A 22,085-nucleotide genomic window follows, 5' to 3' on the forward strand; every position below is an offset into this window, starting at 1 on the left:
ACCGCCTTCCTTGGCAACCTGCTGGCCTCATCAGGCTAGCCTATTGCCATCACTTGATCAGCAAAATTTTCAACTTCCGCCGCTGCTGCCGCCGGACTTGATTAGGGGTGTACGCCAAACGGATCCTCTCGGCCACGGTCTGACTGCGAGTAGCTGCACGTTTCTGTGTGGCCTCATCGCACCCCAAGGAGCCCGCCATGACAGTCCACGTTGATACCGATAACGGCACCTGTTCAACCACACTCGAAAACGCCACCCATACCAGCGCAATCAAGGACGTCCGTGTCTCGACAGATCCAGCGGCCCGCATGTCAATGGCCCATATCAGCGGCCATAGCGTTCACGTGACCGAAGACATGGCCGAGCACCTGATCGCCGCAGGCGCGAAAGACGACCGTCAGAATCTTGTTGTCGACGATTAAGCGCCCCGCATGAGCCACCGCCGACCAGCGGTAGGCGGCTGGTCGGTAACGCAAAAAAGAAAACCCCGCTGCCGGAATGCCGGCAGCGGGGTTTTGGGTGGGTCGATGAATCAGCGACCCTGGTATTCGTTCTCGGCGTCTTCGAAGCGCTTGAGCATGCTCGGTGAAGCACCAGCGCCGACTTTGCTGAAGATCACGATAGCCAGGCTGGCGAGGATGAAGCCCGGAATGATCTCGTAAAGACCCATGCCGATAAATTCCTTCCACACCACCACGGTGACCGCACCGACGATCATGCCGGCCAGCGCGCCATTGCGGGTCATGTGCTTCCACAGCAGCGAGATCAGCACCACCGGACCAAAAGCGGCACCAAAGCCGGCCCAGGCGTAGGACACCAGGCCCAGCACCTTGCTGTCGGGGTTCGAAGCGATACCCAGGGCGATGAAGGCGATCAGCAGCACCATCGCCCGACCGACCCAGACCAACTCGGTCTGCGAGGCGTTCTTGCGCAGCATGGCCTTGTAGAAGTCCTGAGTCAGGGCGCTGGAGCTCACCAGCAGCTGGGCGCTGAGCGTACTCATCACGGCAGCCAGCACACCGGAAAGGATGATGCCCGCCACCCAGGGGTTGAACAGGATCTTCACCAGCTCCATGAACACGCGTTCACCGTTTTCGGACACCGGGCCGGCCAGTTCCGGATGGCCTGCAAAATAGGCGATACCGAAGAAGCCCACCGCCACGGCACCGGCCAGGGTCAGGATCATCCACGCCATGCCGATGCGGCGAGCGTTGGGGATGGTCTTCACCGAGTCGGCGGCCATGAAGCGCACCAGGATGTGCGGCTGTCCGAAGTAGCCAAGGCCCCAGGCCAGCAACGAGATGATGGCAACGAAGGACAGCCCGTTGAACATGTCGAAGGCGGCTGGGTTCTGGGTCGCGATGGTGTCCATCGCAGCGCCCATGTCGCCCAGGGCCAGGATCACGAATACCGGGGTGATCAACAGGGCGAAGATCATCAGGGTGGCCTGTACGGTGTCAGTCCAGCTGACCGCGAGGAAGCCGCCGATGAACACGTAAAGAATGGTGGCTGCTGCACCGATCCACAACGCGACGTCGTACGGCACGCCGAAGCTGCTTTCGAACAGACGCGCACCGGCCACGACACCCGAGGCGCAGTAGATGGTGAAGAACACCAGCACGACCAGCGCCGAGAAGATGCGCAGCAGGCGGCTTTCATCTTCGAAACGGTGCGAGAAGTAGTCCGGCAGGGTCAGTGCATTCTTGTTGCGTTCGGTGTGTACACGCAGGCGTCCGGCCACGAACAGCCAGTTTAGCCAGGCACCGGCGATCAGGCCGATGGCGATCCAGCTTTCCGAAAGACCGGCGACGAAAATTGCGCCCGGCAACCCCATCAGCAGCCAGCCGCTCATGTCCGAAGCTCCGGCTGACAGCGCCGTGACAAAACTGCCCAGGCTACGTCCCCCGAGGATGTAGTCATCGAAGTTCTTGGTTGCACGGTAGGCGATGAAGCCGATCAACAGCATCGCGCCGATGTAGATCACGAACGTGATCAAAGTGGGAGTACTGATGCTCATTTTGTTCCCTCGTTAGTTGTTGTTGATGGGCGCGAGGGTATTCCCGATCCCACCTGGCAGAGGGCGATGGCGGTTCGCGCCATCACCGGGACGGGCTCAACTGAGCCCATCAGAGGCGGAAGAGCTATCCGCCAACTGTTCTGGTTGTTTTGATGAGCGGGCGGTCTCTGAACCGAGCCGCCAGCCATTTCCTGCCGAGTCGACGATCAGTCGTCACCCAGCGACAGCAAGGACGCGTTACCGCCGACAGCCGTGGTGTTGGTCGAGGTGGTGCGCTCGTTGACGAAGCGCAACAGGTAGCTCGGACCACCCGCCTTCGGACCGGTACCGGACAGGCCACAGCCACCGAAGGGCTGTACCCCGACCACCGCGCCGACCTGGTTGCGGTTGACGTAGAGGTTGCCGACCCGCGCCAGGGCTTCAATGCGCTCAGCGGTTTCCTCGTTGCGGCTGTGCACGCCAAGCGTCAGGCCGTAACCGGTGGCATTGATGTCGCCGACGACCTTCTCCAGATCGGCCGCATCGAAACGCACCACGTGCAGGACCGGTCCGAACTGCTCCTTCTTCAGCTCGAGGATGCTGCCGATCTCGAACGCTACCGGCGCCACGAAATGGCCGTTGAGGCTGCCAGGCAGCTCTGCTTCGGCAATCAGCTTGCCTTCGGCCTTGAGCTGCTGGATGTGCGCCAGCAGGCCCTCGCGCGCTTCGGCATCGATCACCGGGCCCAGGTCGTTTTCGCGCAGGTGGGTCGGGCCGACCTTCAGCTCGGCCATGGCGCCCTTGAGCAGTTCGATCACACGGTCGGCGATATCGCGCTGGACGTAGAGCACGCGCAGGGCCGAGCAACGCTGACCGGCGCTGGTAAAGGCCGAACCGACGGCATCCTTCACCACTTGCTCAGGCAGCGCGGTGGAATCGACGATCATCGCGTTCTGGCCACCGGTCTCGGCGATCAGGGCAGCAATGGCGCCCTCCTTCTCGGCCAATTGGCGGTTGATGATGCGCGCCGTGTCAGTCGAGCCGGTGAAGCACACACCCACCACGCGCGGATCGCGGCAGAACACGCCGCCGAGCGTGGCGCCGTCGCCTGGCAGGAAGGCAATCGCCTCCTTTGGCAGGCCGGCTTCGAACATGAGCTCCAGCGCACGGGCAGCGATCAGGCTGGTCTGTTCGGCTGGCTTGGCCAGTACGGTATTGCCGGCCACCAGCGCCGCGGTGATCTGACCGAGGTAGATCGCCAGCGGGAAGTTCCAAGGGCTGATGCAGACGAACACGCCGCGGCCTTCATGGAACAGCTCGTTGCGCTCGCCGGTTGGGCCCTTGAGCTCTTCACGACCGAGCTTCAGGCGTGCCTGCAGTGCGTAGTAACGGCAGAAATCCACCGCTTCGCGGACTTCGTCGATGCCGTCCTGCAGGGTCTTGCCTGCTTCCAGCGTGCACATGGCCATCAGCTCGGCACGGTTGGCTTCGAGCAGGTCACCAAGGCGCTCGAGGATCTGTGCACGCTGTTCGATCGGCGTGGCGTTCCAGCGCGGCCAGAAAGCGGCCAGACCGTCGATGGCCTGTTTGGCCTGCTCGGCGGTGGCGAATTGCGCGGTGCCCACCTCCTGGCTGAGCTGATACGGGCAGTGCACCTTGTGCGGCGCACCGGTGAGCTTCTGTCCGGCGATTACCGGGGCGGCCTGCCACTGGCGGCCAAGGAACTTCTGATAGGCGCTGGACAGTTCGTTCCACTGGGTCTGGATGTTCATGTTGATGCCTTGCGAGTTGGTCCGATTGCCGTACAGCGCCGGCGGAAGCGGTATGCGGTGGTTGCCGAGGGTCTTGAACTGACGCAGCTGCGTCACCGGATGGTCGATGAGCGAGTCGACCGGCACACGCGGGTCGACCAGCTGGTGGACGAACGATGAGTTCGCGCCGTTTTCCAGCAGACGACGCACCAGGTACGGCAGCAGGTCTTTGTGCGCACCGACCGGCGCGTAGATGCGCACGTTCTTGCGGTACTTCTCGATCACCGTGTCGTACAGCGCGTCGCCCATGCCATGCAGACGCTGGAACTCGAATTCGCGCGGCGTCTTCAGCTCGCCGACCATCGACAGGATGCAGCTAACGGTGTGCGCGTTGTGGCTGGCGAACTGCGGGTAGATCACGCCGCGTGTCTGTTCGGACAACAGGTAGTGGGCGCAGGCCAGATAGGAGGTGTCGGTGCCTTCCTTGCGGGTGTAGACCGGATAGCCGTCGAGGCCCTGGACCTGGCACTGCTTGATCTCGCTGTCCCAGTAGGCACCCTTCACCAGACGCAATGGGATCCGCGCATTCAGCTCCTTGCCCAGAAGGGTCAGCCAGACCAGCACCGGCAGGCAGCGCTTGGAGTACGCCTGAATGACCAGGCCAAACTCACCCCAGCCGGCGATGGCCGGATCGCGCATCAGCTTTTCATAGAGTTCCAGCGACAGTTCAAGGCGATCGGCCTCTTCAGCGTCGATGGTTATGCCGACATCCAGGCGGCGCGCCAGGATCGCCAGCTCGCGGACACTGGCAAAGAGTTCGGTCAAAACGCGCTCACGCTGAGCGACTTCATAACGCGGATGCAGTGCGGACAGTTTGATCGACACTGACGGGCGCGGACCAGGGCCTACCTGCGGTTCCGCGCCGACGGTTTCCACGGCCTGACGATAGTCGGCCATGTACTTGCGCGCGTCCTCGACAGTCAGTGCCGCTTCGCCAAGCATGTCAAAGGAATAGGTGTAGCCCTTTTCGCGCTCGGGACGTCCGTTCTTCAGCGCCTCGGAGATGGTGCGGCCCAGCACGAACTGCTTGCCCATCAGCTTCATCGCCTGGTTCATCGCGGCGCGGATGACGGGTTCGCCGGAGCGCTTGACCAGCCGACCGATAACGTTCTTCGGGCGGCCGTCGGCGTTGTCCGGGTCGACCACCTTGCCGGTCATCACCAGCCCCCAGGCGGCGAAATTGACCAGCACGTTGTCGCTCTGGCCAAGATGGCGCTCCCACTCGGCGGCATTGAGCTTGTCGCGGATCAATGCGTCGGCGGTGGCCGAGTCCGGCACGCGCAGCAGCGCTTCGGCCAGACACATCAGCATCAGGCCTTCATGGGTGTCCAAGCTGTACTGGCGCAGCAACGCGTCGAGCGTATCAACGGCGTTGTCGCGGCCGCGCACGGCTTCAATCAGATTGCGGGCTTCGCGACGGATGGCTTCTATACCCGCGTCGCCGGGGTCGGCCAGCTGCAACAGCTCGTTCAGGTAGGCCGCCTCGTCAACGCTGTAATTCGCGCTGATGGCGGGGAAGAATTCGGCGGCTTTCAGATTGGCGAAATCGCCCTGCAAGACTTGACCGGCTTTGAACATCGCGCCGCTCCTCTCGTGGAGTGTTGTTGTGATGAATCAGGCCCAGCGGGTCGCCCATGCCAATGATGGCGCAGCGGTGGCCGCCAAACGGGTAGGGGAATCTACGGCGAGAGGGTGTTGCGTTGTTGCAGAGACCTACTGAACTTTTACAAAAACCTATGGCTTTACGAAGCCGTAAAGATACGGCCATAAAACTTCACTAGAGCGGTGCAAAAAGTCAGCCGAAAAACGAGCAACGCACCGATGCGGTGCGTTTTGGTGCGCTAGCTGTCGCTGCTTCGCAGCTTTCTAGGCGTTAGCCCCAGGTAGCGGCGTGTCGCCGTGGTCAAGGCGCTCTGGCTGGAAAAACCGCACTCCTCGGCGATCCGAACCAAAGGCAGCGGGCTTTCGCGTAACAACCGCGCAGCGCGGTCGAGGCGACTCTTGAGCAGGTATTGATGGGGCGTCAGGCCGACGCTGTCCTTGAATTGCGCGTGGAAATGACTGGGACTCAGACAGACGACCTGCGCCAGCTCGGCAACAGTAATCCGACGTGCCAGATTGCTTTCGATGTGCGCATCCAGCCGGGCAATATCCAGTGGCCCTGTGGGTTGGCGCGCGCCCTCGCCAAAGACTCGCAGGTGCAGCGCGCGCAACAACACACCCCCCAGCGCCCGCGCCAGCAACGGATCACTGCCGTAACGGGCCAACTCGGCACCGGCATAGTTCAGCAGGTTGTGGAAGTCGGCGTCGAGCGCGGGGTAACGCGGGGTTTCGAATAATTGCGCCAGCAGGCGTGGGTCGTCGGCACTCAGGTCCTGCTCATCGAGGTCGATGATGAGCATGCGGTTGTCGCCCTTGCCGGCGAACTCATGCTCGGCGTATCCCGGCACAAGGCAGGCACGCATACGGCACACCTCTCCACCCGACCCATCCACTTCAAATTCGGCACAGCCCGACAGCGACATGACCAACTGGTGGTAGTCGTGAGCGTGTTCGTGAGCTTGGTCATCGAGGCGAAGCAGACGTGCGTTGAGCATGGTGGGCACCTGACGTATTGCCGCACTCTACCGGAGGCAAACCCGTTTTTACAGCCAGCCCCAAAGGTCGATGACAGGATTGGATTGAAATCATTTGTCGGATACCCATCTAAAGAGCACGTACTCGCCACAGGTGCCGCATGAACGACGACATCCATCAGGACCTCGAGCAGGACCATTCATCTACCGGGCTGGTGTTGCCGGACCAGGAGCAGCCCGACAAGCTGTACATCATCCCGATCCACAACCGGCCTTTTTTCCCTGCCCAGGTGCTGCCGGTCATTGTCAACGATGAGCCCTGGGCCGAAACCCTGGACCTGGTTTCCAAAACTCCACATCAGCGCCTGGCCCTTTTCTATATGGACGCGCCGGTGCCGGATGCCGCCAGCTTCGACCCGGACAGCCTGCCCGAGCACGGCACCATGGTTCGCGTGCATCACGCATCGAAAGAAGGCGGCAAACTGCAATTCGTAGCTCAGGGCCTGGCACGGGTGCGAATCCGCGGCTGGCTGCGGCGCAAGCCGCCGTATCTGGTGGAAGTGGACCACCCGCAAAGCGACGAAGACCCGCGTGATGAGGTGAAGGCCTATGGCATGGCGCTGATCAACGCGATCAAGGAGCTGCTGCCGCTCAACCCGCTGTACAGCGAAGAGTTGAAGAACTACCTCAACCGTTTCAGCCCGAACGCGCCCTCGCCCCTGACCGATTTCGCCGCCGCGCTGACCACTGCGCCAGGCCCGGAACTGCAGGAAGTACTCGACACGGTACCGGTGCTCAAGCGCATGGAGAAGGTCCTGCCGCTGCTGCGCAAAGAGGTCGAGGTCGCTAAGTTGCAGAAGGAACTGACCGGCGAAGTGAACCGCAAGATAGGCGAACGCCAGCGTGAGTTTTTCCTCAAGGAACAGCTGAAGATCATCCAGCAGGAACTCGGCATCACCAAGGATGACCGCAGCGCCGACGCCGATGAATTCCGCTCGCGGCTGGAGGGTAAGGTCGTGCCACCCGCAGCACAGAAGCGCATCGACGACGAATTGCAAAAGCTCTCGGTGCTGGAGACCGGATCCCCGGAATACGCCGTCACCCGCAATTATCTGGACTGGGCCACCGCCATGCCCTGGGGCCTGTACAGCGAGGACAAGCTGGACCTCGAACATGCGCGCAAGGTGCTCAATGCTCACCACGCAGGCCTCGACGACATCAAGGACCGCATCATCGAGTTCCTCGCCGTCGGCACCTTCCGTGGCGAAATTTCCGGTTCCATCGTGCTGCTGGTGGGCCCACCAGGCGTGGGCAAAACCAGCATCGGCAAATCCATCGCCGAGTCCCTTGGGCGCCGCTTCTACCGCTTCAGCGTCGGCGGCATGCGTGACGAGGCCGAGATCAAGGGCCATCGGCGCACTTATATCGGCGCTTTGCCTGGCAAGCTGGTCCAGGCGTTGAAAGAAGTCGAGGTAATGAATCCGGTGATCATGCTCGACGAGGTCGATAAGCTCGGCAACAGCCATCAGGGTGACCCGGCGTCTGCGCTGCTGGAGACCCTGGACCCAGAGCAGAATGTCGGCTTTCTCGACCATTACCTCGACCTACGCATGGACCTGTCTAAGGTACTGTTCGTCTGCACCGCCAACAGCCTTTACTCGATCCCCGGCCCCCTGCTCGACCGCATGGAAATCATCCGGTTGTCCGGCTACATCACCGAGGAAAAGCTGGCCATCGCCAAGCGTCATCTCTGGCCGCGGCAGTTGGAGCGTGCCGGCGTGCCGAAGAAACGGCTTTCGATCAGTGACGGCGCTCTACGCAGCCTAATCGAGGGCTACGCACGCGAAGCGGGGGTGCGCCAGCTGGACAAGCAGCTCGGCAAGGTGGTGCGCAAGGCAGTGGTCAAGCTGCTCGACGAACCCGAGAGCAAGATCAAGGTTGGTCCGAAAGATGTCGAAAGCTACCTCGGCATGCCGTTCTGGCACCCTGAACAACTGCTCACCGGGGTTGGGGTCGTCACCGGTCTGGCCTGGAACAGCATGGGGGGCGCCACACTCCCCATCGAGGCAACGCGTATCCATACGCTCAACCGTGGTTTCAAGCTCACGGGCAAGCTCGGCGATGTGATGAAAGAGTCGGCCGAAATCGCCTTCAGCTACGTGAACTCCCACTTGAAGGAGTTCAAAGGCGACCCGAAATTCTTCGACCAGGCCTTCGTGCACATGCACGTGCCTGAAGGCGCCACGCCTAAGGACGGCCCCAGCGCCGGCATCAGCATGGCCAGCGCGCTGCTCTCGCTGGCACGCAATCAGGCGCCCAAGAAAGGTGTGGCCATGACCGGTGAGCTGACCCTGACCGGGCTGGTTCTGCCCATCGGCGGATTGCGGGAAAAAGTAATCGCCGCGCGGCGCTTGAAGCTCTACGAGCTGATCATTCCCGAGCTGAACCGGGGTGACTTCGAAGAACTGCCGGATTACCTCAAGGAAGGTCTGACGATGCATTTCGCCAAGCGCTTCAGCGACGTGGTCAAGGTCCTGTTCTGACAATGCGGGGCCGTGAACCCTGCACCACGGCCCCGCTGCCCGGACCCTCGGCCAGCAGAGAATGGCTTTACGCGCGCGTCTGCGGGTCTTATGGTTCAACCGACGCCCGAGCGTTTCCTTTCCCTTGTTTGAGTCGGTCGCCTATGCCCGTAACCCGCCTGCTGTCGTCGTTCGCCCCTTTGCTCCTGCTTGCCGGCTGCGCCAGTGGCCCGTCGAGCAGTATCGCGCTGAGCGATGATGCTGACTGTCCACTGACCTTGCAGCCCGGCCAGATGCTAATCCTGAGCCTGCCAAGCAATCCCGCAACGGGTTATCGCTGGAACCTGCGCGAGGTTTCGAGCGAACAACTGAAAAGCCTCGGCCCGGAAGTGTTCAGCTCGCCCGAAAGCGACGTCATTGGTGGCGATGGTCTGTCTACCTGGCGCTTCGAGGCGGCCGAGGCCGGCAGTGGCCGCCTCTACCTCACCTATCAGCGACCCTGGGAGGCCGACGCCGAACCCGCCGGGCTGTTCGACTGCCGCATCGAAGTGGAATAGCCAGGAACGGGCACCGGCCGTCCACTCAGGCACGGCCAGCGGCGCGGCTTTCCGCTACAATGCCGCCCCTGTTTTTCAGCCTGCCCAGACGCCGCCGTGAGCCACGAAACCGATCGCCTGTTCGCCCAGCCCCTTGCCCAACCCCAGGACTTCGTCTTCAACGAAGACGTCGTGCGGGTGTTTCCCGACATGATCAAGCGGTCGGTGCCGGGCTACCCCACCATCGTCGAGAACATCGGCGTGCTGGCGGCGCAATTCGCCCAGCCGAACACCTGCCTGTATGACCTCGGCTGCTCGCTGGGTGCGGTGACACAAGCGCTGCGTCGGCACGTCAAGACCGATAACTGTCACGTGATTGCCGTTGATAACTCTGCAGCGATGGTCGAGCGCTGCCGTGAGTATCTGCACGGGCAGGATTCAATGTTCCAGGAGCTGCTCCCGGTTGAAGTGATCGAAGCCGACGTGCTCGCGCTCCAGTTCCAGCCCGCCTCGCTGGTCGCCCTCAACTTCACCCTGCAGTTCATCCCGCCGGAACAGCGGCCTGAGCTGCTCAGCGCCATTCGCCAGGCGCTGGTGCCGGGTGGCGCGCTGATTCTCTCGGAAAAGCTCCGCTTCGAAGACGACCAGGAACAGGATCTGCTGACGGATCTGCATATCGCCTTCAAGCGTGCCAATGGCTACAGCGAGCTGGAAATTGCGCAGAAACGAAGCGCCATCGAGAACGTGATGAAACCCGACAGCCTGGAAACCCATCGCGAGCGATTGCTGGACGCCGGTTTTTCCAAAGTCGTGCCCTGGTTCCAATGCCTGAATTTTGCCTCCCTGATTGCCCTGCCATGAATCTCGACCTGACCCCCCTCGCCTGGCGCCTGGCCGGCACCCCGCTGGCGGCCTGGGCCAACGCCCTGCAAGCGCAACTCGATGCCAAACTGGCGATTGGCCATGGCGACCTGCCGCGCTGGCGGCGTGCCGTCGAAGCGCTGCCGGATATCCAGCCTAGCGGGGTGGAGCTGCGTGACGCCTTCCGGCTGGAGTCCGACTGCGACGAGGCCACACGCGCCATCACACACGATGCCCTGTTCGGCCTGTCGCCCTGGCGTAAAGGGCCCTTCGATGTGTTCGGCGTGCATGTCGACACCGAATGGCGCTCGGACTGGAAATGGGACCGCGTTTCCCCACATCTGAACCTGACCGGCAAGCGCATCCTCGATGTCGGCTGCGGCAACGGTTATTACATGTGGCGCATGCTCGGTGCGGGCGCCGACTCGGTTGTCGGTATCGACCCGAACTGGCTGTTCTTCTGCCAGTTCCACGCCATGAAGCGCTACCTCGATGCCCTGCCCGTCTGGCATTTGCCGATGCCGTTGGAGGAGCTGCCAAGCAAGCTCGAAGGCTTCGAAACCGTGTTTTCCATGGGCGTGCTCTATCATCGGCGCTCGCCTGTCGATCATCTGCTGGACCTGAAGGATTGCCTGATCAAGGACGGTGAACTGGTGCTGGAAACGCTGGTGGTCGAAGGAAACGAACAGACCGCTTTGGTTCCGGAAGACCGCTACGCGCAGATGCGCAACGTCTGGTTCCTGCCATCGGTAGCCGCGCTGGAATGCTGGCTGCGCCGCGCCGGATTCGTCGATGTGCGCTGCGTGGATGTCAGCATCACCAGCGTCGAGGAGCAGCGCAGCACCGACTGGATGCGCTATCAGTCGCTCCCCGAATTCCTTGACCCACAGGATCACAGCAAGACCATCGAAGGTCTCCCCGCACCGATGCGCGCCGTGATGATCGCACGTAAGCCTTAACGTAGGTTTCGCTGTTCACGCACCATCTGCCGCAACGGCATCAATGCCTTCGCCAGCAAAAGGGGACGACTGAGGTCACGCAACCGCAGCTGCCTGTCGCTGAGGCGAAGTAGACGCCGATACAAGCGGCGCTTGCGCCAGGCCTTGAACCAGTCGAGCGCTAACCCTTGCATCTCCACCGGCCACATCGCCGGTAGGTATACGTCAGGCTCAGATGGGGCTCGCGTTCCCGCTGATCGATCACGCTTCCACTGCTCCTCTGTACAGTTCATCAGACTCTCCTGCCTAGAAGGGATGCATTAGCGCACCCATTGACTGCCGACGACCTGATGTCGACAGAACCAGACTGAGCCTCGTTGAATCTTCAAACAAACGACTAGAATAGAAGCTTCACTTAAGAAATATTGAAGGGTCAACCTATGTCCGGCACGCCTGAACGACTGCCGCAATCCGCCATGCCCTTACTCGAGATATGTGCTGCGCACCTTCGTATCCATCGCAGAAAGCGGCAGCTTTACCCGCACGGCCGCTCAGATTTTCCGCACGACATCAGCCGTCAGCATGCAGATCAAACGTTTGGAAACCATGCTGGGCTGCGTCTTGTTCAGCCGAGAGGCACGGCGCGTCGCCCTGCCCCCCGGGGGGCGAGCGACTCCTGAGTTACGCTCGTCGCCTGCTCAAGCTAAACGAAGAAGCCGTGGGCGCTTTCATCAAGCCGAGCCTGAGTGGCCAGGTGCGCTTCGGCGCGCCTGCCGACGTCGGCACACATATCCTGCCGGGACTTTTGTCGCTCTTTGCACGAACGCATCCCGGCATCGAGGTGAATGTGTCGGTCGGGCGCAGCGTCGACATGATCCAGCGAATCGACGCAGGTGAGCTGGACGTCGCCTTGATCAGCGTTGGCAATCTTGGTCAGGACGACGCCCGCGGCGAGGTCATCCACAGTGAGCCGCTGGTCTGGGCCGGTCGGGCAGGTGGCGTCGCGATGAGGCGCAACCCGTTGCCGCTGGCGCTGGCCAGCGCCGAGTGTGCCTGGCGCCGCCAGGCTCTGGATGCACTCGACCGTGTCGGTCGCAGCTAGCGCATCGCCTATTCCAGCGAGCAATGCGCCGGACAGGAGGCGGCCATGATTGCCGATCTTGCAGTGGCGCCCTATCCGCTGAGCCTGGTCAAGCCACCGCTCAGACGGTTGGACGAAGACTTGCCGGCACTCGGTGAATATCAGGTCAAGCTGCTCAGCGCCGCACCCTGCAGCGAACCGGTGAAAGTGCTATCGCAGCACATAGTGACGGCCTTTGCGGCGTATCACTGACAGGCAGACCAAGCGAATAAGCAAGGGGGCAGAAATGGCTAAATGGTTGATCGGCGCAGGCGTCGCGTTGCTGTTGCTCGGCGTTGCCCTTCACTATGCGCCCGGCCTACTGAGCTGGTTCGGCAAGCTGCCCGGCGACATCCGCCTCGAATCAGAACGCAGCAAGACGTACATTCCAATTACGTCGATGATCGTGCTGAGCGTTGTGCTGACCGTGCTAGTGAACTTGTTCAAACGCTAGGTGACCCGTCTCAAGCGGGTCACCTAGCGTTTATCAGCCGCGGGCGGCGGCGGTAAGGATCAGGTGCTTCATTTCCTTAACGGCCTGCTTGAACCCGACGAATAAGGCATGAGCAACTATCGCGTGGCCAATGTTCAGCTCGTTGACGCCACGAATCGCGGCGATCGCTTCAGCATTGTGGTAATGCAGACCATGGCCCGCATTGACGATCAGGCCATGGCTCAAGCCGGACTCGACACCGTCGCGAATGCGGGCAAGCTCGCAGGCCCGTTCGGCCACGCCGTGCGCATCGGCGTAACGGCCCGTGTGCAGCTCAATCGCCGGCGCGCCCACACGAGCAGCCGCTTCAATCTGACGCGGATCAGCATCAATGAAGAGCGACACCTCAGCACCGCAAGCAGCCAGGCGGTTGACCGCTTCTCGAATCCGCGCTTCCTGGCCCGCGACATCCAGGCCGCCCTCAGTGGTGAGCTCCTGTCGTGTTTCAGGCACCAGGCAAACGTGTTCGGGCCGCAATTGCTCGGCAAATGCCAGCATCGCTTCGGTGACACCCATCTCGAAGTTCATCCGCGTCTGCAGCGCATCCTTCATCATTAGCACGTCACGCTCCTGGATGTGCCGACGATCCTCGCGCAGGTGTACCGTAATGCCGTCGGCCCCGGCCTCCTCGGCATCCAGCGCAGCCTTGACTGGGTCAGGGTAGCGGGTACCACGCGCCTGGCGCAGGGTGGCGACATGATCAACATTGACGCCGAGCAGAATTCGATTCGCTTCAGTCACGCGGGACCTCCTTGATGTTCATGAATAGCTCGCGGCTAACCAATGGTCGACCGCCCAGATGCGGCGCCAATGCCTGACGCATGAGTCTTTTTGCGGCGTGCAAAGCCCCTGGCACATTCCAATCGGCCTCTGCCATCGCCAGGAGTTCCGCGCCATTGAACAGACCCGGCTGAAAATGCCCGACCGGCTCCAGCCCGGTATCGGGAAGCAAACGATATAGCCCGTCGACAGCGATGGGCTGGTCAGCCACATCCCGGTCCAGGGCAAAGCCATATCCAAGCTCGTTCAGCAGGCGCCATTCAAACGAACGGAGAATTGGCTCCAGCGGTCGTTTAGCCGCCAGCGCTGGCAGGGTTGCAGCGTAGTGATCGAACATGGCGGGATGAGCATCTTCAGCCGGCAGCAACCGGATCAGCAATTCGTTCAGGTACATGCCGCTGAATAGCGCATTGCCATCGAGCCAGTACGCCAGCCCGGCACTGTCCAGCCGACCGACGCTTTTCAAATCCCCACGACCACGAAACTCGACTTCGAGCGGCACAAAGGGACGCGCCAGCGTACCCGCCTTGCCGCGTGCACCGCGCAACACTGCCCGTAGTCGCCCTTCGGGCGTGAAGAAATCCACAAGCGCGCTGCTTTCACGATAGGGCCGACTGTGCAGCACAAAAGCGGTTTGGGCGGTCATGGGAGGTAGGTCACGTGCAGAGACGGAACAAATGCCGGTTGCCCGACCGCCAAAGGCTGCGGCAGTCCGGCAGGTGTCGCAGAACTTGCGTCAGCTGTAGCCGAGCGAGTGCAGTGCCCGCTCGTCGTCGGACCAGCCGCTCTTCACCTTCACCCAGAGATTGAGCATGACCTTGGAGTCGAATAGCACCTCCATGTCCTTGCGCGCCTCCTGGCCAATGCGCTTGATGCGCTCGCCCTTGTCGCCAATGATGATTTTCTTCTGGCCGTCGCGCTCTACCAGAATCAGCGCATGGATATGCAGCACATGGCCCTGCTGCTTGAAATCCTCAATCTCGACGGTGATCTGGTAAGGCACCTCGGCGCCGAGTTGACGCATGATCTTTTCACGCACCAGCTCTGCGGCCAGGAAACGGCTGCTGCGGTCGGTGATTTGGTCTTCGGGGAAAAAGTGCTCGCCCTCGGGCAGGTGGGAAGCTACCAGCTTCTCAAATACATCCAGATTCTGCCCGTGCTGGGCCGAGATCGGCACGATCTCGGCTCTTGGCAGTTGTTGAGCCAACCATTCGAAATGCGGCAGCAGCTCGCCCTTGTCTTCGACGCGATCGGTCTTGTTAACCGCAACGATGACCGGACCTTCGACATACTGGACACGCTCAAGCACCAACTGATCCTCATCAGTCCAGCGAGTGCGATCGACCACGAAGACGACCACGTCGACGTCCTTCAAAGCTGAAGAGGCGGTGCGGTTCATATAGCGGTTCAGCGCCGTCTCGCCATTCTTGTGCAGGCCAGGGGTGTCGACGTAGACCGCCTGAACGGTCCCCTCGGTCTTGATTCCAAGCATGTTGTGACGGGTTGTCTGCGGCTTGCGCGAGGTGATCGCGAGCTTCTGGCCCAAGACGTGATTAAGCAGGGTCGACTTACCCACATTGGGCCTTCCGACAATGGCTACATAGCCGCAGCGGGTGATTTCTTCACCTTCAACTCGTTCTTCAGTCATTACCGTTCTCCACACCCAGCGCTATCAGTGCCGAGGCAGCGGCAACCTGTTCGGCAATACGCCGGCTGGCGCCCTGCCCTTGTGTTTTCTCATGCAACAGTGACACCTGGCACTCGACGAAGAAGGTCCGGCAATGTGGGTCCCCTTGAATCGCCACGACCTCATACTTTGGCAATTCGCACGCCCGCGATTGCAAAAACTCCTGCAAACGGGTCTTTGGGTCCTTGTTCGTATCAACCAGCGTAAGCCCTTCCAGCTCGTTGGCAAGCCAAGCCAGCACGCGATCACGCGCCGCCTCCATGCCGGCATCAAGATAGATGGCGCCAATCAGGGCTTCCAGGGTATCGGCAAGAATCGACTCGCGGCGGAAACCACCGCTCTTCAGCTCACCGGAGCCGAGCCGCAGGTATTCACCGAGCTCAAACCCCCGAGCAAGTACAGCAAGCGTTTCACCTTTAACCAGGCGTGCCCGAAGGCGCGACAACTGCCCTTCCTTAGCCTGAGGGAAATGGTTGAATAACGCCTCGCCAGCGATGAAGTTGAGGATGGCATCGCCCAAAAACTCAAGACGCTCATTATTGCGTCCGGCATAGCTGCGATGGGTCAGTGCCAGGAGCATCAGCTCCTGGTCCTGGAATTGGTATCCGAGCCTACGCTCGAGACGGGCTAACGAAGTGCTCACGGCATCCTTAGGCGATATTCTTTATCGAAGTTCGCCACCAGATCGAGATTACGGATCAGGGGCTCGCGTTTTTCATAGTCCAAGTGCACCTTGAACTCGCTATTTTCAATCACGACCTTCAGCGCCTCTTCGAGGTTCAGATCGCGGATGCCGTTGACATCCATGCCCTTGCGTACATGGCTGTAAAAGTCTCGTACGGTGCGGATGTCTGCGGCCTTGTCACTTTCGACCCCGGAGATGATCTTGTCCATCGACATATAGTCGAAGTAATGCGGCAGCATCTTGAATGCGGTACTGGCAAAAAACGCCACCAGTGCCAGCACCATGATCCAGCTCAGCATGGACAGCCCTTTTTGCGAACGAGCGAAACTCATGTCGACCTCTATGTCGTACGTTACCCGCGGATCGGGGCTGTGCAAATATAACGGTCCGGCTCGCTGGAACCGGGCGCTGATTCACAGACTTAGTGAATCAATCCGACGCGCGAAAAGTGCGGCAGGTTGCTGAACTTCGGATCGGGCCAGCTCATCCAGACGGCGAAGGCCTTGCCGACGATGTTGCGGTCCGGAACCATACCGGCAAATTCCGCCGGAATCGCCGCGTCATGCCAGTAGCGACTGTCATTAGAGTTGTCGCGGTTGTCACCCATCATGAAGTAATGACCAGCCGGAACCCGCCACTCGCGGTTGGGCTCGATCCGATAGCGGGCCATTTCCTTGCGAATCAGGTGCTCCACTTCGCCAAGTTTTTCCTGGTAGAGCTTGGCGCTGCCCAGACTCCCGGGCTCTTCGCCAATAAGCATTTCAGGAACCAGCTCGCCGTTAATGCTCAGCCGCTTGTCGCTGCTGTACCGAACCACATCGCCCGGCAGGCCTATGACACGCTTGATGTAGTTGATATTGGGATCGCTGGGATAACGAAACACCATGACATCGCCACGCTGCGGATCACTGACCTCGATGATCTTGGTGTCGACCACCGGCAGCCGAATGCCATAGGCGAACTTATTGACCAGAATGAAATCGCCGACCTCAAGTGTTGGAATCATTGAGCCCGACGGAATCTGGAACGGCTCGATCAGAAACGAGCGCAATACCAGCACGATTGCCAGAACTGGGAAAAACGATTTGCCGTACTCGATCAGAACCGGCTCTTTATTCAAAGCGTCCAGCGTTGACTGATCAGGCTCCCCGGTCTGGCCCTCGTAGTTAGCGATTGCAGCCCGACGACGAGGTGCGAACACCACCAGATCAAGCAGCGCCAGAAAACCGCACACAGCAACGGCAATGACCAGCAACAGCGGGAAGTTGATCGACATATCAGCTATCTACCTTGAGCACTGCGAGGAAGGCTTCTTGCGGAATTTCCACGTTGCCGACCTGCTTCATCCGCTTTTTACCGGCCTTCTGCTTCTCAAGAAGCTTGCGCTTACGGCTCACGTCGCCGCCGTAGCACTTCGCCAGAACGTTCTTGCGCAAGGCTTTGACTGTGCTTCGCGCGACGATCTGACCGCCGAGGGCAGCCTGAATGGCCACGTCGAACATCTGTCTGGGAATCAGTTCCTTCATCTTCTCGACGAGGATTCGGCCTTTGTAATGCGCATTGTCCCTATGCACGATCAGCGCTAGCGCGTCGACCTTGTCACCATTGATCAGGATATCCAGACGGGTGAGATTGGCTGACTGGAAGCATTCGAAGCTGTAATCCAGCGAAGCGTACCCGCGACTGACTGATTTGAGGCGATCGAAGAAGTCGAGTACCACTTCGCTCATAGGCAGGTCATAGCGAACCTGGACCTGCGTTCCGAGAAACTGCAGGTCGCGCTGGATGCCACGCTTTTCGACGCAAAGCGTAATGACGCTACCCAGATGTTCTTGAGGTACAAGAATGTTGGCCCGCACGATAGGTTCACGCATGTCTTCAATGGAAGACAGATCGGGCAGCTTGGATGGACTGTCCACATAGATAGTCTCGCCGCTCTTCAACAACAGCTCATAGACCACGGTCGGTGCAGTAGTGATTAGGTCCAGGTCGTACTCGCGCTCGAGGCGCTCCTGGATGATTTCCATGTGCAGCATGCCGAGGAAGCCTATACGGAAGCCGAACCCAAGCGCGTCCGAACTCTCGGGCTCGTACTGCAGCGCGGCATCGTTGAGCGTCAGTTTTTGCAGCGCTTCACGGAAGTCTTCGAAGTCGTCCGAGCTTACGGGAAACAGGCCCGCATAGACCTGCGGCTTGACCCGTTTGAAACCAGGCAGCATCTCGACATCAGGCGTATTGGACAGCGTCAGGGTGTCACCAACCGGAGCGCCATGGATGTCTTTGATTCCGGCGATGATAAAACCTACTTCGCCGGCCTTGAGGTCGGCCGTACTGGTATGTTTCGGGTTGAATACACCGACGCTATCGACCTGGTGCACCTTGCCGGTGGACTTGACCAGGACCTTGTCGCCCTTTTTGATCCGACCATGGCGAACACGGACCAGCGAGACAACACCGAGATAGTTGTCGAACCAGGAGTCGATGATCAGTGCCTGCAGCGGCGCATCGATTTCGCCGGTTGGAGGGGGAATCACAGCCACCAGACGCTCAAGCACATCGTCTACGCCCATGCCGCTTTTGGCGCTGCAAGCCACTGCGTCGGTCGCATCGATGCCGATGATATGTTCGATTTCGTCCTTGACCTTATCGGGGTCGGCCTGAGGCAGATCCATCTTGTTCAGCACTGGCATGACTTCCAAGCCCTGCTCAATAGCCGTATAGCAGTTGGCTACCGACTGCGCTTCTACGCCCTGCCCCGCATCGACCACCAGCAACGCACCCTCGCAGGCGGCCAGCGAGCGGCTAACCTCGTAGGTAAAGTCCACGTGGCCTGGAGTGTCGATAAAGTTGAGCTGATAGGTTTTGCCGTCCTTCGCTTTGTAGTACAGCGTGACGCTGTGCGCCTTAATCGTGATGCCTCGTTCGCGCTCGAGGTCCATCGAATCAAGCACCTGGGCGTTCATTTCACGCTCGGTCAAACCGCCACACATCTGAATGAAACGGTCAGCCAGGGTCGACTTGCCATGATCGATGTGCGCGATGATGGAAAAATTGCGGATATGACTCAGGTCGCTCACAGCTCAACACTCTAATACGTCGCGAGCCGATTGCCCGCCGAAAATAGCCGCAAAGTGTACCTGATAGGTCGAATCAGTGCCACGCCGCTCCCGGCGACTTGCACACTAGGCCTCCTCGACACCAACTGAACACCGCAGCCACCCAAGCGGCGCGAAAAACGCTCAAACTAGCTCATATCCATAAGCTAGAGCATGCCGTTCGGCGCACGTATTTAAGATGGAAATTCCACTGCCGCCGCACAACATGCGAACTAAACCGGAGCGCTTTGCGGACAAGGGTCGACGGAAAAAACGAGAAGACAGAATTGGATGACGGTTTGGCCAGACTGGCCTTGACATATCTGCAGTTAGATCACCCGACTACACCATCGCGACCGTCATTGAAGCACGCAGAATGATCGGCTGTAACGCGGGATCCACTGCTGTTTGCTGGCTGCGCTTGCGCACGACGAGCCAGGCCACCAGAAACCCACCCAGCCCGGCGAGCATCACGTACGGCTCAGCAGCCGACAGCTCAGAAGCAACGACCGCAGAGGTGAAGAGCATAATCAGTGGAAAAAGATACACAAGCAGTGCGCCGCGCAGCAACACGCTTTCGCGGATACCGACCACAACGGTATCCCCCACGCTGAGCCGAAGGTCAGAGACTGCCAGTATTAAACCCCGACGCTCGCGAATACCGAGCCTTTCAACCAGCCCGTGGCCGCAGCCACTCCTCACGGAGCAGCCAGAACAAGTGCTATGGCGCTCAGTCTCAACCCAGACAGCGCCAGGCGCCAGTGCAACGACACGACCTGACTCCTCGATCATTGCGGCGCCTGATCAACTCCAGAGCGCATGGACAATGCGATTCGCTCCGCAGTACCTAGGGGAATCTCCCCAATGACAGTGACCATAACATCGCCGCCTGCAGTGGAAATACGCTTCGAGACAGCCACAGTCGGCCCCATTTGACTACGCGCATCCTCAACCACAGCACCGCCCAACGGCTCGACAAATACCGATACTCGAGCAATTCCATCACCGTAGGCCAGCCAAGTCACCGACTCCTGTGAGGCGGGGCTTGGACGGACGCTTGAGTCGATCAATTGGAACCCATCAGGCAGCCAATCAGAGCGCCATTGAGTTGACGCCGGATCCACTTGCCCTGCAGGGACCGAGACCGCTTTGCAATCAGCTCCACCTTTTACCTCTGCGGCAGCCACTGAGCCTGGTGCAAAATGCGTGAATTGAAAGCGCTCGAGCAACTGCCCGCTTTCGTCAAGCAACAATGATTTAAGCGGCAGGGAGGTTTCACGATCGAGATGCAGCTCGAAGCCATAGCGATGCTGATCCCGGGGACGGACCGCCAGCGCGACCGTGGGCCGTCCTGCAACTCGGGATTCCCCGATAACTTGAAAGTTGTACCATTTGGAAAGTAACTCCGGCTCCAGCTGCTGCTGGCGCCATGGCGTAACCTCGCGCACCTGGGAAGCCATGTCTTCGGATGCGCATTGAATCTTACCATTGAGCAGTACGACCTCTGCAGCCGGACCATCAAGCTGCAAAAAGCGCTCATTCAACTGCTGTTCATTTACCAGCTGCCAGACGGCATGAGTGGAAAAGCTTCCGTTACGCTCATAGACAAAGGTGCCTTGATAGCTTTGCTTTTTCTCAGCGTCAGCAAGTCGCTGCATCAGCACATCGGCTTCAGCAGCAAAGGCCGGCATCGATAGCCAGCCTCCGAGCACCACAAACAGCGGCATTACACGCATGTTGTTCCTTAACGATCTTCCATACTGGCAGCGCGAGCATAGGGCAGGGCACTTTCCGAACCGCTACCAAAAGCGGCCTGCTGAGCGTGCTGACGCACATAAGCCGGCAATCTCTTTTCATGCCAGCTTTCAGCCGACGACTCCCCACCCGCTACCTGGGCACCTGAAGCAACCGTACCTTCACTATATCCAGCCAATACAGCCGGGCCTTGACTAGCTTGGGGCACTGCAATGCTCGGCTGTGCAGCTTGCTGAGCAACCTGAGGGCCGGCTACATCGCTCTGATTGTACAGGCGCACACCTGCCAACACAGCGACCGTAACCGATGCCGCTACCGCAATACGACCGACATTACGCCAAGCGAAGCGCTGCGGCTTAACAGCGGTAATTGCAGGCTCATCAGCCAACGCCGCCGACACTGCCGAGGCAATATCCAGACGAGGCTCGATCAGCTCCTTATGCATTGCGGCCCGCGCGATCTGGTAGCGAGACCAGGTCGACCGCATTTCATTGTCGCCCTCTGCGGAGAGCACTCGACGTAATTCCAACTCGTCCGCTTCGTTATCCATCACCGCGGACAGCGATTCATGCAGGGCTTCACGACTCATGGCGGTTCCTCTCTTGGCTATCGCCGCTGTCTCAGGATTCATGCAACAAGGGTTGCAATGCTTTATCGATGGCTTCCCGCGCCCGGAATATCCGTGAGCGGACCGTACCCACCGGACATTGCATGACGTTCGCAATGTCTTCATAACTAAGACCATCAAATTCACGCAGTGTTAGAGCCGTACGCAAATCTTCTGGAAGTTGCTGAATAGTTCTATGAACTGTGTCTTCAATTTCATCCCTGAGAAGTGCTCGTTCCGGCGATTCGATATCCTTAAGGGCATGATCCCCTTCATAGAACTCAGCATCCTCGGAACTCACATCGCTGTCAGGCGGCCGCCTTCCTCGGGCCACCAGATGATTCTTTGCCGTATTGATGGCAATGCGGTACAGCCATGTATAAAAAGCACTGTCCCCGCGGAAATTTGCTAGCGCGCGATAGGCTTTAATAAAGGCTTCCTGCGCAACATCCTGGGCTTCATGAGAATCATGCACAAAGCGCACGATCAACCCTAGAATCTTGTGCTGGTATTTCAATACCAATAAATCGAAAGCCCGTTTATCTCCCCGCTGCACTCGTTCGACCAGTTGCTGGTCCTGCTCCTGGGTTAGCATAAACACTCCTCCATGACCCGGAAGGGGT

General features: G+C 59.8%; 21 protein-coding genes and 1 pseudogene. 7 read left to right on the forward strand and 15 right to left on the reverse strand.

The window, feature by feature from the left end:
• Window positions 1-197 precede the first annotated feature (197 nt).
• Window positions 198-422, forward strand: a complete 225-nt coding sequence (locus tag AAGW23_RS05440; protein ID WP_342405322.1) for a DUF3203 family protein — start codon at window positions 198-200, stop codon at window positions 420-422.
• Between the two features lie 110 nt (window positions 423-532).
• Here AAGW23_RS05440 and putP read toward each other — a convergent pair whose 3' ends face one another.
• From putP to AAGW23_RS05455, 3 genes are all read right to left on the reverse strand, one after another.
• Entirely contained in the window at window positions 533-2,017 is a 1,485-nt protein-coding gene (gene putP, locus AAGW23_RS05445) for a sodium/proline symporter PutP (RefSeq protein ID WP_342405323.1), read from the reverse strand.
• 206 nt (window positions 2,018-2,223) lie between these two features.
• Complete coding sequence (gene putA, locus AAGW23_RS05450; protein ID WP_342405324.1) at window positions 2,224-5,385, reverse strand: bifunctional proline dehydrogenase/L-glutamate gamma-semialdehyde dehydrogenase PutA; 3,162 nt, start codon at window positions 5,383-5,385, stop codon at window positions 2,224-2,226.
• Between the two features lie 263 nt (window positions 5,386-5,648).
• The gene (locus AAGW23_RS05455) at window positions 5,649-6,404 is read right to left on the reverse strand and encodes an AraC family transcriptional regulator (protein ID WP_342405325.1); all 756 of its coding nucleotides are present in this window, start codon (window positions 6,402-6,404) and stop codon (window positions 5,649-5,651) included.
• Window positions 6,405-6,544: 140 nt separating this feature from the next.
• Between AAGW23_RS05455 and lon the strand changes: the two genes are divergently transcribed.
• From lon to cmoB, 4 genes are all read left to right on the forward strand, one after another.
• Window positions 6,545-8,926, forward strand: coding sequence for an endopeptidase La (lon, locus tag AAGW23_RS05460; protein ID WP_342405326.1), 2,382 nt, complete (start codon window positions 6,545-6,547; stop codon window positions 8,924-8,926).
• A 143-nt stretch (window positions 8,927-9,069) separates the two neighbouring features.
• Window positions 9,070-9,462, forward strand: a complete 393-nt coding sequence (locus AAGW23_RS05465) for a protease inhibitor I42 family protein (protein WP_102835753.1) — start codon at window positions 9,070-9,072, stop codon at window positions 9,460-9,462.
• 96 nt (window positions 9,463-9,558) lie between these two features.
• Window positions 9,559-10,302: a carboxy-S-adenosyl-L-methionine synthase CmoA gene (gene cmoA, locus AAGW23_RS05470; protein WP_342405327.1), complete on the forward strand. Its 744-nt coding sequence runs from the start codon at window positions 9,559-9,561 to the stop codon at window positions 10,300-10,302.
• Window positions 10,299-11,261 carry a tRNA 5-methoxyuridine(34)/uridine 5-oxyacetic acid(34) synthase CmoB gene (gene cmoB, locus AAGW23_RS05475; protein WP_342405328.1) on the forward strand — a complete coding sequence of 321 codons (963 nt, stop codon included), beginning with the start codon at window positions 10,299-10,301 and terminating at the stop codon, window positions 11,259-11,261. Before cmoA ends, cmoB begins: the two co-directional genes overlap by 4 nt.
• Here the strand turns inward: cmoB and AAGW23_RS05480 are convergent.
• Window positions 11,258-11,533, reverse strand: coding sequence for a hypothetical protein (locus tag AAGW23_RS05480; protein WP_342405329.1), 276 nt, complete (start codon window positions 11,531-11,533; stop codon window positions 11,258-11,260). The two genes, cmoB and AAGW23_RS05480, sit on opposite strands and share 4 nt — an antisense overlap.
• Window positions 11,534-11,680: 147 nt before the next feature.
• Between AAGW23_RS05480 and AAGW23_RS05485 the strand changes: the two are divergent.
• Together AAGW23_RS05485 and AAGW23_RS05490 are read left to right on the forward strand one after the other, a co-directional pair.
• Window positions 11,681-12,573 (forward strand): annotated as a pseudogene (locus AAGW23_RS05485) (LysR substrate-binding domain-containing protein).
• A 34-nt stretch (window positions 12,574-12,607) separates the two neighbouring features.
• Window positions 12,608-12,814 (forward strand): DUF2905 domain-containing protein, encoded by a 207-nt coding sequence (locus tag AAGW23_RS05490; protein WP_342405330.1) that lies wholly within the window; start codon window positions 12,608-12,610, stop codon window positions 12,812-12,814.
• 33 nt (window positions 12,815-12,847) lie between these two features.
• Here the strand turns inward: AAGW23_RS05490 and pdxJ are convergent, their stop codons facing one another.
• The 11 genes from pdxJ to rpoE form a co-directional block, all read right to left on the reverse strand.
• A complete protein-coding gene (gene pdxJ, locus AAGW23_RS05495; protein ID WP_102835748.1) occupies window positions 12,848-13,594 on the reverse strand; it encodes a pyridoxine 5'-phosphate synthase in 747 nt (248 codons plus the stop codon).
• Window positions 13,587-14,279, reverse strand: a complete 693-nt coding sequence (gene recO / locus AAGW23_RS05500) for a DNA repair protein RecO (RefSeq protein ID WP_342405331.1) — start codon at window positions 14,277-14,279, stop codon at window positions 13,587-13,589. Before recO ends, pdxJ begins: the two co-directional genes overlap by 8 nt.
• Window positions 14,280-14,369: 90 nt before the next feature.
• Window positions 14,370-15,281, reverse strand: a complete 912-nt coding sequence (era, locus tag AAGW23_RS05505; protein ID WP_342405332.1) for a GTPase Era — start codon at window positions 15,279-15,281, stop codon at window positions 14,370-14,372.
• Window positions 15,274-15,963: a ribonuclease III gene (gene rnc, locus AAGW23_RS05510; protein WP_342405333.1), complete on the reverse strand. Its 690-nt coding sequence runs from the start codon at window positions 15,961-15,963 to the stop codon at window positions 15,274-15,276. Before rnc ends, era begins: the two co-directional genes overlap by 8 nt.
• Window positions 15,960-16,337 (reverse strand): DUF4845 domain-containing protein, encoded by a 378-nt coding sequence (locus AAGW23_RS05515; RefSeq protein WP_342405334.1) that lies wholly within the window; start codon window positions 16,335-16,337, stop codon window positions 15,960-15,962. Before AAGW23_RS05515 ends, rnc begins: the two co-directional genes overlap by 4 nt.
• Window positions 16,338-16,426: 89 nt before the next feature.
• Entirely contained in the window at window positions 16,427-17,281 is an 855-nt protein-coding gene (gene lepB, locus AAGW23_RS05520) for a signal peptidase I (RefSeq protein WP_159968822.1), read from the reverse strand.
• Window position 17,282: 1 nt separating this feature from the next.
• Window positions 17,283-19,082: a translation elongation factor 4 gene (gene lepA, locus AAGW23_RS05525; protein ID WP_102835742.1), complete on the reverse strand. Its 1,800-nt coding sequence runs from the start codon at window positions 19,080-19,082 to the stop codon at window positions 17,283-17,285.
• Window positions 19,083-19,442: 360 nt separating this feature from the next.
• Entirely contained in the window at window positions 19,443-19,892 is a 450-nt protein-coding gene (locus AAGW23_RS05530; RefSeq protein ID WP_342405335.1) for a SoxR reducing system RseC family protein, read from the reverse strand.
• Entirely contained in the window at window positions 19,889-20,836 is a 948-nt protein-coding gene (locus AAGW23_RS05535; RefSeq protein WP_342405336.1) for a MucB/RseB C-terminal domain-containing protein, read from the reverse strand. Before AAGW23_RS05535 ends, AAGW23_RS05530 begins: the two co-directional genes overlap by 4 nt.
• An 8-nt stretch (window positions 20,837-20,844) precedes the next feature.
• Entirely contained in the window at window positions 20,845-21,444 is a 600-nt protein-coding gene (locus AAGW23_RS05540) for a sigma-E factor negative regulatory protein (RefSeq protein ID WP_342405337.1), read from the reverse strand.
• 31 nt (window positions 21,445-21,475) lie between these two features.
• The gene (gene rpoE / locus AAGW23_RS05545; RefSeq protein ID WP_019342233.1) at window positions 21,476-22,057 is read right to left on the reverse strand and encodes an RNA polymerase sigma factor RpoE; all 582 of its coding nucleotides are present in this window, start codon (window positions 22,055-22,057) and stop codon (window positions 21,476-21,478) included.
• Window positions 22,058-22,085: the final 28 nt, after the last annotated feature.

The organism is Stutzerimonas chloritidismutans (assembly GCF_038562055.1).
GTDB classification, from domain to species: Bacteria; Pseudomonadota; Gammaproteobacteria; order Pseudomonadales; family Pseudomonadaceae; genus Stutzerimonas; species Stutzerimonas chloritidismutans_A.

Excerpts from the sequence above, each read along its gene's own strand:
- AAGW23_RS05440 (WP_342405322.1), top strand. The coding sequence starts at position 198 with ATGACAGTCCACGTTGATACCGATAACGGCACCTGTTCAACCACACTC.
- putP (WP_342405323.1), bottom strand. The coding sequence starts at position 2,017 with ATGAGCATCAGTACTCCCACTTTGATCACGTTCGTGATCTACATCGGC.
- putA (WP_342405324.1), bottom strand. The coding sequence starts at position 5,385 with ATGTTCAAAGCCGGTCAAGTCTTGCAGGGCGATTTCGCCAATCTGAAA.
- AAGW23_RS05455 (WP_342405325.1), bottom strand. The coding sequence starts at position 6,404 with ATGCTCAACGCACGTCTGCTTCGCCTCGATGACCAAGCTCACGAACAC.
- lon (WP_342405326.1), top strand. The coding sequence starts at position 6,545 with ATGAACGACGACATCCATCAGGACCTCGAGCAGGACCATTCATCTACC.
- AAGW23_RS05465 (WP_102835753.1), top strand. The coding sequence starts at position 9,070 with ATGCCCGTAACCCGCCTGCTGTCGTCGTTCGCCCCTTTGCTCCTGCTT.
- cmoB (WP_342405328.1), top strand. The coding sequence starts at position 10,299 with ATGAATCTCGACCTGACCCCCCTCGCCTGGCGCCTGGCCGGCACCCCG.
- AAGW23_RS05480 (WP_342405329.1), bottom strand. The coding sequence starts at position 11,533 with ATGAACTGTACAGAGGAGCAGTGGAAGCGTGATCGATCAGCGGGAACG.
- AAGW23_RS05490 (WP_342405330.1), top strand. The coding sequence starts at position 12,608 with ATGGCTAAATGGTTGATCGGCGCAGGCGTCGCGTTGCTGTTGCTCGGC.
- recO (WP_342405331.1), bottom strand. The coding sequence starts at position 14,279 with ATGACCGCCCAAACCGCTTTTGTGCTGCACAGTCGGCCCTATCGTGAA.
- era (WP_342405332.1), bottom strand. The coding sequence starts at position 15,281 with ATGACTGAAGAACGAGTTGAAGGTGAAGAAATCACCCGCTGCGGCTAT.
- AAGW23_RS05515 (WP_342405334.1), bottom strand. The coding sequence starts at position 16,337 with ATGAGTTTCGCTCGTTCGCAAAAAGGGCTGTCCATGCTGAGCTGGATC.
- lepB (WP_159968822.1), bottom strand. The coding sequence starts at position 17,281 with ATGTCGATCAACTTCCCGCTGTTGCTGGTCATTGCCGTTGCTGTGTGC.
- AAGW23_RS05530 (WP_342405335.1), bottom strand. The coding sequence starts at position 19,892 with ATGATCGAGGAGTCAGGTCGTGTCGTTGCACTGGCGCCTGGCGCTGTC.
- AAGW23_RS05535 (WP_342405336.1), bottom strand. The coding sequence starts at position 20,836 with ATGCGTGTAATGCCGCTGTTTGTGGTGCTCGGAGGCTGGCTATCGATG.
- AAGW23_RS05540 (WP_342405337.1), bottom strand. The coding sequence starts at position 21,444 with ATGAGTCGTGAAGCCCTGCATGAATCGCTGTCCGCGGTGATGGATAAC.
- rpoE (WP_019342233.1), bottom strand. The coding sequence starts at position 22,057 with ATGCTAACCCAGGAGCAGGACCAGCAACTGGTCGAACGAGTGCAGCGG.